This is a genomic window from Vibrio nitrifigilis (genome assembly GCF_015686695.1).
GTDB lineage: Bacteria > Pseudomonadota > Gammaproteobacteria > Enterobacterales > Vibrionaceae > Vibrio > Vibrio nitrifigilis.
On the sequence record NZ_JADPMR010000001.1, the window covers coordinates 2,070,995 to 2,084,126 of the forward strand.

The following is a 13,132-nucleotide window of genomic DNA, read 5'->3' on the forward strand; positions in this document are numbered from 1 at the left end:
TTTCGATATGAAAGCATTAATAAAACTGACGTTAAGTATCTGCATCATTGCGTTATTAGCAGGATGCGATACCAAAAATAGCCACAGCGGCATCCGTAAGAGCGGCTTTATCTATTGTGGACAAAGCAATTTGACCACGTTCAATCCGCAACTGGTCGATAGTGGTGTTACTGTTGATGCTCTCAGCCCACAAATTTATAACTCGTTATTGACGTTAGATCCTGAAACGCTGCAACCTAAACCAAGTCTGGCAACAAGTTGGTCAGTCAATAAAGACGGCACGGAATACATCTTTCACCTTCGTCACAATGTCGCCTTTCAAACGACAGATTGGTTTACGCCAACACGGCCAATGGATGCTCAAGACGTATTATTCAGCTTTCGTCGTATTATTGATGCCATCAACCCTTACCATTATGTCAATGACGGAATCTACCCTTGGTTCACAGGTTTAGATTTTCAAAATTTGTTAGTTGATGTCCAAGAACTCGACAAATATACCGTTAAATTCACCTTAAGCCGTCCAGACAACAGCTTTATTGCCAATATTGCCACACCGCATGCCGTTATTCTCTCGGCGGAATATGCGCAACAATTGCTGCTGAAAGACGAGAAACAACAAATCGATAGCCTCCCAGTTGGCACTGGCCCTTTTTACCTCGATGATTATCAACCGCACGATTATGTTCGCTTAAAACGCAATCCAAACTATTGGAATGGCGTCGCTAAAATGAAGCAGGTTGTATTTGATATTTCTCAACGCGGTACGGGAACACTGGCCAAACTGTTACGTAACGAATGTGACGTGCTAAACGCACCGATTGCTAGCCAAATTCCGACCATTAAGAAACAAACGGATGTGACTCTCACGTCTAAACCAGCGATGAATGTGGCGTTTATTGCGGTCAATACCTCTCACCCTGCGTTAAATGATGTGCGAGTGCGCAAAGCCATTAGTTACGCCATCAATCGACAAAATATCCTCGATTCCGTGTTTTATGGCACAGGCAGTATTGCTTATAACATCTTGCCGCCTAACTCTTGGGCATACCAAAAAGACAGTTCACAAATTCGCTATGATAGGAATTACGCGTTGGGATTATTACGCGCCGCAGGTTATGAAACAGGCTTAGAATTAACAATGTCTGTACCTTTAGAGCCACGTCGGTATAATCCCAGCCCACGCAAAGCGGCTGAGTTAATCCAATCAAATTTAGCCGATATTGGCATAAAGCTAACGTTGATACCGGAGGATCGCCTCAACAGAACCGAAATCGCCGACAAAGAGAATATTGATCTGTTCTTAACAGGCTGGGAGGGCACCACCAGTGATCCTGACAGTTTTTTAAGACCTCTGCTTTCTTGTGATGCAAAACGCGCAGGGCTCAATTACTCTATGTGGTGTAATAGCGACTTCGATTTCTTGTTAGATTTGGCGTTAGAAGTCAATCGTCCCCGCTATCGTCTCAACCTGTATAAACAGGCACAAAACATATTAAATCAAGAGTTTCCCGTGATTCCTTTGGCCCATGGCATGCAATTTAATGCCTACAATAAATCCTTAACTGGACTGCATATGACTCCGTTTAGCGTCGAACCCTTCAACACTGTTGAGAGGATAAGTAACTAATGTTTATTTATGCCGTTCGACGCTTCAACCTGTTCATTATTACCCTGCTAATCCTAACGTTGGTTGGGTACAATTTATTGCGCCTTGACCCCATTTCGCCTTGGGCACAGCAAAGCTTCTGGTCTGGATGGGCGATGTATGTCACTGAATTAACCCATCTCAATTTTGGTGTAGCGAAAAACGGTGAGCCGATCGTCTCTCAACTGGCAATGGTTTTCCCAGCTACGCTAGAACTGTGTGTTATCGCCTTTTTATTTTCGCTTTTTATTGGCATTCCGCTCGGAACAATTGCTGGGATGAAACAAGGGAAATGGGTCGACACTGTCATCAAATTTATATCAATGTCGGGCTATTCTGCACCTATTTTCTGGGTCGCGCTGATGATGATCATGGTGTTTTCTTTACAGTATCAATTCTTCCCTGTCTCTGGTCGTTATGATCTTTTGTACGACGTGAAACGAGTGACCGGTTTTTCGCTGATTGATGCGTTTCTAGCCAGCGGAGAATTTCGTAATTACGCGTTACAAAGTGTTATCGAACATATGATTTTGCCGTGTTTAGTGCTCGCAATTTCACCGACAACCCAGGTGATAACGCTAATGCGTACTTCAGTATCTGAAGTGATGTCGCAAAACTATATTCGTGCCGCTCGAATTAAAGGTTTATCGAATTTTGAGATAGTGACTCAACACGTGTTACGCAACGCGATTCCACCTATTGTCCCTAAATTTGGCGTGCAGCTTTCGAGTATGCTCACACTGGCTATCGTAACCGAATCTATCTTCGATTGGCCCGGCATTGGCCGCTGGCTATTAGATGCTTTGTCGAGCCAAGATTACGTTTCTATCCAAGCTGGCGTTATTGTCATCGGGGCATTAGTTCTCACAGCCATTATTCTGTCGGATTTGATTGGTGCTATAGTAAATCCGTTAGTAAGGAAGGAATGGTATGCTAACAAATAACGTCTACCAAGAAGAGCATATCCCAACGCAATTTCAGCGTTTCTGGCGTAGCTATCGTAACGATAAACTCAGCATGTTCGGCCTGTGGGCTTTTTTACTCTTGGTGTTAATTACTATTGCCTCTTTTTGGATTACACCTCACGACCCTCATGCACAAAGCAGTAACTTATTGCTACCACCATCATGGGAACCCACTGGAACAGTGGATTATTTCTTTGGTACCGACGATTTAGGGCGTGATATCTTATCACGTTTGATTGATGGCACTCGCCTCACGTTTGGCGCATCGCTGCTGATGACCATATTGTCGGCCGTGATTGGCTGTAGCATTGGCTTCTTAGCAGGTATGACACGCGGTTTAATTTCTAGTACGTTAAACCACTTATTTGATACCGTTATGTCTATCCCTTCGTTATTGCTAGCGATTATTTTTGTTGCTTTCCTTGGCTTTGGTGAATTTAACGTCTTGCTCGCTATTGGGTTGGCGCTGATTCCCCGTTTTATCCGTTCGGTTTACATCGCGGTGCATAACGAAATCGAAAAAGATTACATCATGGCTGCGCGGCTTGATGGGGCAACCGATTTTTATCTTTTCTGGCACTCCATCTTACCGAATATTTTGGCCTTGATTGTCGCTGAATTTACCATGGCAGTGACTGTGGCTATTTTGGATATTACGGCACTGGGCTTTCTCGGGTTAGGCGCACAAGCACCAAGCACTGAATGGGGGGCAATTCTAGGAGATTCCGTGGAACTGATCTATTTAGCGCCATGGACAGTGACATTACCCGGCATCGCTATTATGGTCACTGTTATTATCATCAACTTGGTTGGTGATGGCGTTCGTCAATCTATTAATGCAGGAGTCGAATAATGCCAATCCTTGATATTCGTCACCTTACGATTGAAATAGACACTCCCCAAGGCATCGTTAAAGCGGTCGACCGAATGAGTTTGACCATGACGGAAGGAGAAATCCGCGGTCTCGTGGGTGAATCCGGTTCAGGGAAAAGCTTGGTTGCAAAAGCCATTGTTGGAGTGACGAAAGAAAACTGGCGTGTGACGGCCGATCGGATGCGATTAGGTAATATTGATTTACTCCAATTAACGGCCAAAGAACGTCGCCGAGTCATCGCGCGCGATATCGCGATGATTTTCCAAGAACCATCAACCTGTTTAGACCCTTCCGATGAAGTCGGTAAGCAGTTGATCGAGTCTATCCCCTACCGCACTTTTGCAGGTCGGTGGTGGAAGCGTTTTGGCTGGCGTAAAAAACAGGCCATCGCTTTATTACACAAAGTGGGGATTAAAGACCACAAACGAGTGATGGAAAGTTATTCCTATGAGTTGACCGATGGTGAATGTCAAAAGGTCATGATCGCGATGGCGATTGCAGCCAAACCCAAACTTTTGATTGCAGATGAGCCGACTAATGACCTTGATCCTATTACTCAATCGCAAATTTTGCGCCTTTTGAGCCGGATGAATCAGGTCAATAACACCTCAATTATGTTGATTGGGCACGATTTAAATACCATTACGCAGTGGGCGACTCGCATTACCGTTATGTATTGTGGCCAATCGGTCGAATCTGCAGAGACTGCGCATTTATTAGAATACCCTAAGCATCCCTATACCGTTGCTTTACTAAAAGCGATGCCTGATTTCAGCGATTGGATTCCACCAAAGCAAAAATTGCAGTCGCTTCCTGGTTCTATTCCTCCTCTCCAACACTTACCGATTGGTTGTCGATTAGGTCCTCGCTGCCCTTACGCTCAACGACAGTGTGTTGAAGTTCCGCAAACTCAATGGGTGAAAAATCATAAGTTTTCTTGCCACTTTCCACTGAATATGGAGTAACTAACGTGAATATTTCTTTACTCGAAGTGGATAATCTATCGAAAGAGTTTGTTGTTCGCCAAGGGCTATTTCGTAAACGTGTTTATGAAGCTGTGAAACCAGTGAGTTTTCGCTTAGAAGCAGGTCAAACCGTAGGTTTTATCGGCCAAAACGGCTCAGGCAAATCGACGCTTGCACGTATGCTCGCAGGAATGATCGAACCCTCTAACGGAAATATTCGTGTGAATGGTGAGTTACTCGAACATAAAGATTACTCGACTCGCTGTAAGCTGATTCGTATGATTTTCCAAGATCCGAATACTTCGCTTAATCCGCGTCTGCAAATTGGGCATATCTTGGAAGGCCCACTAAAACGAAATACCAATATGTCTCCCGAAGATCGCATAAAGCGGGTTAGAGAAACATTAATACGTGTCGGTTTATTGCCGGAACATGCGTATTTCTATCCGCAAATGCTTGCAACAGGGCAAAAGCAGCGCGTCTGTTTAGCCCGAGCACTGATTCTTCAACCATCAATCATTGTTGCCGATGAAGCCCTAAATGGCTTAGATATGGCAATGCGATCGCAGATCATTAATCTGTTCTTAGAATTACAAGAAGAGATGGGTGTTTCATTTGTCTATGTTTCACAGCATATTGGCGTGGTAAAGCACATTACAGATAAAGTCATGGTCATGCATGAAGGTGAAGTGGTTGAATTTGGTGAAACTCAAGAGGTGTTATCTAACCCACAACACCCTATCACCGAACGTATGATTGAAAGCCATTTTTATAAAGCACCAAGCTTCAAAAATAAATAATCACCATGCGACATAGGGCATCACCTTCGGTGCCCTACTCTCGTATATCTGCGTTCCATTCTTTCCGTGATTGCTTCGACTTAGGCTCATTGACGAAACTCTGAATCCTGCATCTTGAGGTCATATGGGTCTGTTTAGCAGTAAGGCCAGTTAAAAGATTCGTACTGATTATGCAATTTCCACAATATACAACTACACTTTACTGCAAAAACGCCATGTAGGATTGTCAGTGCGAAAACTTGTGTATTTTCTGCTAGTTATTACTCATTCATTCTTTAGTCTGTCTGCCTTCAGCCAACAGTTGACAGCGGTAGTCGGTTTGCAAAATGGCTGGCCACCGTACGTTATTGATGCTGAGCGACCAACAGGATTATCGGTGCAAATCGTGTCACGCGCTTTTGCTCTATCCGGATACTATTTAGACTTACGCATCACACCATGGTCGCGAGCTTTAAAAGAGGTGCAGCGAGGAGCCGATGCCGTATTGATTGCCGCTTGGTATTCAGAAGAGCGCGAGCAATCCATGATTTTTTCCGATCCTTACCTGTTTAACGAAATTAGTTTTATTACTTTGAGGAAAAACCCCGTTGATTGGGGGACTTACCAAGATTTAGTTGGTAAAAGTGTCGGTGTTATTCGCAATTATGCCTATGACGCTGATTTTATGTCGACCGATAAAGTTAAGAAAATCCCAGCCGCCGATTTAGTCACAAATATTCGCAAACTCCAAACTGAAAGAATTGATTTGATCATAGAGGAATACCGCGTTGCTCTATGGACAATGAGACAGCACAATATCCCGACCAACATATTTCAAAAAGTTTACCCTAATGTGTCCTACAATGGGCTTTATGTGGCAGCAGGGAAACTAAATCCCAATGCACAGAAATACATAACAGCTTTTAATGCAGGTCTTAAACAGTTGATCGATTCTGGCGAGTTACAACACCTTATTGAGCAATTTGATGAGGTAACGAATTAGTCGTTGCCCCAGTATTCAACAGTTTCCTTTTATGAACATCAGAAAACTTTATATATGAGTATACCCAAATGACCTCAAGATGCAGGATTCAGAGCTTCATCAACGAGCCTAGGTCAAGCTCAATCACGGCAGGAATGGTCATTCCCTTTTAACGTGATTGAGCGCAGAAATAGGTTTGTTGATGAGCTCCCAAAGGGCGAGTTTTATTCGCTCCTAGGCTGTGTTACTGATTTTTAACGTAGAATGACTATGTCTTCAAATCAGTGCCTTGCCTAAGAGCGAATACATTCTCGCTGAAACAGCATCTTGAGGTTACTTGGGTATATAATGAACGTATTAAATTCTATGTGGAATGACTAATCCTTCAGCTCAGTACATGCCTAATTGCGGATACATTCGCTTTGAACTGGCATCTTGAGGTTATTTTATTATACATTTCGATAAGTTTGCCTTACTGACATTATCACTCCACCATGTTCACTTGTAGGAATACGTCTCTACATTTTCCCGGGATTTTTTATGAACAATGCAATCGATATATCATGGTGGCAATTAGCTCTATTTGGTTTGATTTTGTCCATTCCACTAGCCATCAATGCTTATCATCAGCTTGGACTCGCCAAAGACATCGTTATTTCCATCGGCCGCATGGCGATTCAGCTCTTTTTAGTTGGGAGTTATCTGCAATATTTATTTAATCTTAATAACCTATGGATCAATATTGCCTGGATGCTCTGTATGATCACGGTTGGGGCGAGTTCGATTTTATCTAAAACACACTTACCGAAACGATTGCTCTTATTACCCATCACGTTAGCTCTAGGGATCGGTATGTTCCCTACACTAGCCATCATTTGTCTTACCATGGTGCAACCTACCCCTCTTTACAGTGCCCAATATATGATCCCACTAGCAGGGATGCTGCTTGGTAACACTATCAGCAGCAATATTATTGCACTACAGAACCTATTTAGTTGCTACCAAAGACGGAAGGGAGAATACGAAGCAGCCATAGCCTTAGGTGCAGCACCTACGTACGCATCACGCTCCTTTGTTCGGGAAGCGTTACAAAAAGCCTCCGCACCATTGTTAGCCTCTATGGCTACTATTGGTTTAGTCACTTTACCAGGAATGATGACAGGTCAAATCTTAGGTGGCGCCTCACCTATGATAGCGATTAAATACCAGTTAATGATAATGACCGGTATTTACGTCACCATGAATGTGTCTTTAGTCTGCACCGTTCATTTGAGCCTAAGAAAAGTTCTGACTCGCGAAGGTCGAATACTTGTCGAGCTCACTAAGCTGAACAAATAGTCACCAAAAGTGTGAGTTATGCCCATCGCGCGGATCAAACATAACCTGTGGACAAGATCATTATTAATTTGGAAGATCACAGTTCCCTTGTTCAATAACTGTAAACGATGCAAAGTCGCTATAAGAAATAGCCAATATTGTTAAGTGAAAGTTATTATTGAATGAGAAAAATGACACTTGCATGTTGCACGAAAAACGTGCGTTTTTTGCACTATTTTTCATCACCTTAAGTTACACACGAGATTTAAAACAGGTTATCCACAGAAAATGTGGATAACCTTAAATGATCACAACGTACTTATAAGCTAACGTCGAAATGCAGACATAAAAAAAGCGATCGTAATGACCGCTTTTTAGAACAATAAATTGAACGCTTAGTGTTTTTTCAAGAACACAGTCCAGTACAGAAGACCAACAACGATACCGCCACCAATCATATTACCAATAGTCACTGGAATTAAGTTATTCACAATGAATGTTGCCCAGTTAAGGTCAGCAAAATTAGCAATATTGGCACCAGTCACTTGCCAAAACGATTCAGGAGCAAACGCTTTGATACCAATCGCCATTGGTACTTGGAACATGTTAGCAATACAGTGCTCGAAACCTGAAGAAACAAACATAGCGACAGGTAAAACCAGAAGCAGCACTTTATCAGACATAGAGCGAGCACCGAATGTCATCCATACACCAAGACATACTAATAGGTTACACATAAGACCAAGTGCAACGGCTTGAATAAATGTGTGGTGCAATTTGTGTTGTGAGATGTGCATTGCGTTAATACCCAGCAAACCACCGTCGCTCATGTATTGCTTGGTCGTTAGCATAATGACAACCATTAACATAGAACCAAAGAAGTTACCGGCATAAACAATCGCCCAGTTTTTGAACATCTGTTTCCATGTGATCTTGCCGCATGCTTTTGCCACTAAAGTAAGCACTGAGCTTGTAAACAGTTCACCACCAGTTACAACCACTAAGATTAAACCTAAGCTAAATGCAAGGCCACCCATTAACTTACTAAAACCGAAAGCCACATCTTGAGTACCAGTGGTAACTAAAGTGTAAAAAACAAAGGCGATACCAATTTGGATACCTGCAGAAACAGCAAGTAAAAATGATTTATAAGCAGGCTTAGTCGCCTTACCTACACCAACTTCAGCGGCACGTTCAGCCATCTGTTGTGGGGATAATGCGTCGATTTGGTTAAGTTCCATAATTGATTTACGTTTTGATACAAATTTAAAGTGATGCGATAATCGCCTTATTTCTTATTCAGTTCAAGTTGTATTTATAATATTTAACAAAATAAATCACTTTATTATCTAGTTAGCTAAATATATGTCCCATCCCTTCACCTTTTTGAACAAATAACACCAGAATTATTTATAATCTGTTCATAATTTTTATTCTCTTAATTGCACTTCACTTCTGTTCATCTTTAATTAATCAAAATCTTTATTTATTACTATTAGTTAATTTAAACAAAATTTAATTAACATTTAGCATAAAGAGAATCCCCATCTAACTGCCCTGCTGTATGAACACTTGTTTACACGATAAGACTCATTGTTTATTACCCAGTGAACATCAAACTAACTCACTGATACAATTCAATATTAACGTCAAAATGTTGATAATTACCCCGTTAAAGTGGTCTAGCTAACAGATTCGTTTTTGACTTATTGCGACAATGGCAGGGCAAGCTATCTTGTAATGGTGTTATGAATTACAAGATGGTATTGAGTATCGTAATAGGGAGCTTTATACAATCAGTCACCCATTATTGTAATTGAAGATGATGATGTGAATTGCGGATAATTAATGTTAACCAATTATTAGGTAGGGGTAACACAATGAAATTTCAGCCAAACCAAATCGAAGAATTAAACTTAATTCTCCAGTTTGACTTAAGCAGTACCGCTAATGGAATTAAGGTTCATAGTGACGCATTACCAGCCATACAAACTGCGGTGCAAAACCTATTTGAGAAAGGACTTTGTACCCAGCCTGACGGTGGATACTTGACCCACGAAGGCATTGAACTAGCCGAATGTATCCACAAAATTCATCGAATTCTCGATTGATTCATCATCTATGTATATATACCCAAGTAACCTCAAGATACTGTTTCAACGAGAATGGTTTCACTCTTAGACAAGGCACTGATTTGAAGACATAGTCATTCTACTTTAAAAATCAGCAATATATCCCTAGGAGTGAATACAACTCGCCCTTCGGGATCTCATTTGGGTATACCTATAAAAAAGAGTGCTTTCGCACTCTTTTTTATTCACCACAACACAAGAACAGCTGATTCACTGTTGTGCTGTCTCATCAGTTGTAGTAGAAGTTGTCACAGACGTATCCGTTGCAACGGCAGGTGTTGCAACCGCGGTAGGCTCGACAGGAGTGTCAACTTTATTACTCACTTCTTTGTTGCTTTCAGATGGAGCAATCGTGCTATCAGCCGCATCATAAGCTGCTGGAGACGGTTTGCTATTTAGCTGTTGTTCTAAACGTTCAATCAACTTGGTTTGCTGCTCAATTTGATTTTGATACGCACTAGACAAAGTATGCTGCTGTTTTAGTTCAGCAGTTAACTTATTATTATCGCTCAACAACTGTTCTGTTTTTGCCTGGCTCTTATTTAATTTTTCGAGTAACAGATCGGTTTTATCCGCACTACGTAATTTCTTGACCTGCTCTAGAACTTTTTCAGCTTGCTCGCGAAAAACAACGTCGCGGAAATCTGAACCATCAATCGCTTTTGAGATAGTCAGTAATTGATTCTCTGTATCGAGTACATAGTTTTCAAACTGCCCATCTTCAATCGCAGCCAATACTTTTACTTGATGAGTCACTTGTTTAACATGTTGTATTTCAAAGCGAGCTTTCGCTACAGCCGCTTTAATGGCTACTTTATCACGAGGGTTGCCCGCTACCACGTTGGACGCTAACTGAATTTCACTCTGTGCAGCGCTAAATGTCATAGGAGCAACCGTATTAAACTCTTCACGTTTAAGTACATATAGCTCTTGCTCAAGTGGCGAGATATAAACCTTGTGTTCCACTTTTATTTCGAGCTTGCGGCCATTGGCTAAGAATTCTACCTGGTTCTCCTGGGCATCTTCTAATTCATCATCCGCAACATCATCAAACAACTCTTCATAGTCAGAGAGCAACGAGCGGTACTCATCAGGGAAATGACGATTAGCAAAAATAGCATCAAGCTGATTCATCTGCGCAATAGAATCGGCTAAAAGCACATCAGCTTTGGCTTTTAGTTGTTCTAATTTTTTATACGCAGCATCCACGGCGATAATTTTTTCGTTGTACGCTTGCGCATAGCTTTGACTGGAAAAGAAAGAGCGATCTTCAAGTGTTACGGTAGGATTTTTTTCCATCACTTTGTAAAGATCGGAGGCTTCGTTCCACGCTTTTAACAACGTTTTGTACGTTGTAGGCGAATAAATTTTAAGAGCGTCAACATGACTAAGGTTTTTAGTCCAAGTAGTATGCGTATCTTTCACTTTCTCGAATTCAACATTCGCTTGTTGCTGTTCTTGATTCGTTTGACTTGCTTGCTGCGGCTCTTTAGGCGTACTTTGACACCCCATAAGAGCAACTAACACAGAAGCCACTACTGTCATACGTAGTTGATTCATACTTGGTCCTTTATGGCGATACTCGGTTTGTTGACGAGTAGGTATTCGAATAGACAATAATGTCATTATTATCAAAAACGAGAAATTATGACATTAGTTCGACTATTTTATTACAAATCTAAGTTTAGGTTAATCTGAAATTCAATTAAATTCAGGTGGTCTATCTGCAGCAGTTGAATCAATCGCGCCACAGATAGGTATCGTTCACACATGCAAAGTATAGATTAAATATGCCACAGTGCTCGCAGAATACGATTTGAAACGTTATGATCATAGGGTTTAACCACCTAGGTTTATTAGCCGTAAGTACTTAGATAACATGCTGATATACAACATTGTTATTTGAGTAACAACACGACATTTCATTGTGAAATTAGCCGTAAAGGTTAACGCAGCAGGAGAAATTCAAAGGAAGCAATATTATGAGTCGAGTGGTGATTATCGGTGCAGGTTGGCTTGGTCAGCCATTGGCCCAATCTTTGTTAAAGCAGCAAATGAAAGTTAGCGTCACTAAAACCCAAATGGCTGGTGTTGAGATGCTTGCCAAACAAGGGATCCCAAGTTTTCTTTGCAATCTCACAACACCCGATGCCCTAACAGAACAGCTGTTTCAACGTCAGTGTGACACTGTTATTGGTTGCTTTCCCCCTGGTTTTCGTCGCGGTAACGGCGACGAATACGCTCATTACTGGGGTAACTTAGTGACACACGCTCATGCGGCGGGTGTAAAGAAAATCATCATGATCAGTTCAACATCGGTCTACCCTAACCTTGGTCAAATTATGCATGAAGAAGATGCCAGTTACAGCCTAGCGCTAAACAATGACACCTTCACCGATAATGCTCGCATCCTATTAAAAGCAGAACAGTGTGTGATCGATTCAGGATTAGACTATGTCATTATTCGTTGCAGCGGCCTGTTTGGTGCCGATCGTCACCCAGCTCGTTTTGCAACACGACTAAAATCTGTGAGTAGCGAGGCACCAGCCAATATGTTGCATCAGAAAGATGCGATAGGAATTACCGAATTTTCTCTGCGCCACCTTTCACGTCAAGTTATCAACGCGACGACCCCTAATACGGTGAGTAAGGCGCAATTCTACCAAGCTGCATTAGACATCATTGGATCAAAAGAGCCACTGCCACCAATCAATGATCTACCATTTAAACAGATAGTCAGTGATAAATTGATCCGGCTTGGGTATTCATTCCATTATACAAATACTCTGGAGGCACTGTCCGATAATGAGTAAACATCTATATCAACATTTAGAGACTTTATGGCGCTATATGCAGCTTGATCATCAACTGCAACCCGCCGATGTGATCATCACCATGGGAAGCAACGATACTCGTGTTGCCGAGCATGCCTCTAACCTTTACCTACAAGGATTAGCACCGTTGATTGTATTTAGTGGTCAACATGGTCGTCTTACCCGAGGAGTCTTTGATACACCGGAAGCAGAACGTTTTGCCGAAGTGGCGATTGACGCAGGCGTTCCTCAAGAAAGTATTCTGCTTGAAAAGCGTGCGCAAAATAGTGGCGAAAACGTGCGTTTCAGTTACGAACTATTGAGCGAACATGGTATTGCTCCCAAACGGGTTATTTTGGTGCACAAACCTTATAAAGAACGTCGCGCGTACGCGACTTTTATGAAGCAATGGCCAACGGCGGTCGATAGTTTACAAGTCACATCATGTACCAACGACTTTTTTGAATACCTGACTGAAGATATGACGTTAGATCTGGTCATTGAACAACTGCTTGGCGATTATGAACGTATCGTTAACTATCCGGATAAAGGATTTCAAATTAGCCAACCCATCCCAGAAGAAGTCGCTCAAGCTTATCAAGCGTTAATCAAGATCTTTGGTAACGACGCAGCGGCTTAATGTTGTCTTTCACAGAA

The 13,132-nt window shown here is 41.9% G+C and carries 12 protein-coding genes; 10 read left to right on the forward strand and 2 right to left on the reverse strand.

Translation table 11 applies throughout. The annotated features are described in order from the left end of the window. The first annotated feature begins 46 nt into the window (after positions 1–46). From sapA to I1A42_RS09250, 7 genes are all read left to right on the forward strand, one after another. Positions 47–1,630, forward strand: coding sequence for an ABC transporter substrate-binding protein SapA (gene sapA / locus I1A42_RS09220; RefSeq protein ID WP_408063529.1), 1,584 nt, complete (start codon positions 47–49; stop codon positions 1,628–1,630). Then, complete coding sequence (locus I1A42_RS09225) at positions 1,630–2,592, forward strand: ABC transporter permease (protein ID WP_161157660.1); 963 nt, start codon at positions 1,630–1,632, stop codon at positions 2,590–2,592. The genes sapA and I1A42_RS09225 overlap by 1 nt, the downstream gene beginning before the upstream one ends. After that, complete coding sequence (locus tag I1A42_RS09230; RefSeq protein WP_161157661.1) at positions 2,579–3,466, forward strand: ABC transporter permease subunit; 888 nt, start codon at positions 2,579–2,581, stop codon at positions 3,464–3,466. The genes I1A42_RS09225 and I1A42_RS09230 overlap by 14 nt, the downstream gene beginning before the upstream one ends. Then, positions 3,466–4,452 (forward strand): peptide ABC transporter ATP-binding protein, encoded by a 987-nt coding sequence (locus I1A42_RS09235; RefSeq protein WP_161157662.1) that lies wholly within the window; start codon positions 3,466–3,468, stop codon positions 4,450–4,452. Before I1A42_RS09230 ends, I1A42_RS09235 begins: the two co-directional genes overlap by 1 nt. A gap of 5 nt (positions 4,453–4,457) precedes the next feature. Further along, positions 4,458–5,252, forward strand: a complete 795-nt coding sequence (locus tag I1A42_RS09240; RefSeq protein ID WP_161157663.1) for an ATP-binding cassette domain-containing protein — start codon at positions 4,458–4,460, stop codon at positions 5,250–5,252. Positions 5,253–5,481: 229 nt separating this feature from the next. After that, positions 5,482–6,234: a substrate-binding periplasmic protein gene (locus I1A42_RS09245; RefSeq protein WP_196123294.1), complete on the forward strand. Its 753-nt coding sequence runs from the start codon at positions 5,482–5,484 to the stop codon at positions 6,232–6,234. 519 nt (positions 6,235–6,753) lie between these two features. After that, complete coding sequence (locus I1A42_RS09250; protein ID WP_161157665.1) at positions 6,754–7,551, forward strand: ABC transporter permease; 798 nt, start codon at positions 6,754–6,756, stop codon at positions 7,549–7,551. A gap of 374 nt (positions 7,552–7,925) precedes the next feature. On the opposite strand, the gene focA is transcribed toward I1A42_RS09250, so the two are convergent. After that, positions 7,926–8,771, reverse strand: coding sequence for a formate transporter FocA (gene focA / locus I1A42_RS09255; RefSeq protein ID WP_161157666.1), 846 nt, complete (start codon positions 8,769–8,771; stop codon positions 7,926–7,928). Between the two features lie 639 nt (positions 8,772–9,410). Between focA and I1A42_RS09260 the strand changes: the two genes are divergently transcribed. After that, complete coding sequence (locus I1A42_RS09260; RefSeq protein ID WP_161157667.1) at positions 9,411–9,641, forward strand: TIGR02647 family protein; 231 nt, start codon at positions 9,411–9,413, stop codon at positions 9,639–9,641. Between the two features lie 231 nt (positions 9,642–9,872). Here I1A42_RS09260 and I1A42_RS09265 read toward each other — a convergent pair whose 3' ends face one another. Further along, positions 9,873–11,222, reverse strand: coding sequence for a DNA repair protein (locus I1A42_RS09265; protein WP_161157668.1), 1,350 nt, complete (start codon positions 11,220–11,222; stop codon positions 9,873–9,875). A gap of 422 nt (positions 11,223–11,644) precedes the next feature. On the opposite strand from I1A42_RS09265, the gene I1A42_RS09270 reads away from it, so the two are divergent. Together I1A42_RS09270 and I1A42_RS09275 are read left to right on the forward strand one after the other, a co-directional pair. Then, positions 11,645–12,475, forward strand: a complete 831-nt coding sequence (locus I1A42_RS09270) for an NAD(P)H-binding protein (RefSeq protein ID WP_196123295.1) — start codon at positions 11,645–11,647, stop codon at positions 12,473–12,475. After that, positions 12,468–13,115, forward strand: a complete 648-nt coding sequence (locus I1A42_RS09275; RefSeq protein ID WP_161157670.1) for a YdcF family protein — start codon at positions 12,468–12,470, stop codon at positions 13,113–13,115. Before I1A42_RS09270 ends, I1A42_RS09275 begins: the two co-directional genes overlap by 8 nt. Positions 13,116–13,132 lie beyond the last annotated feature (17 nt).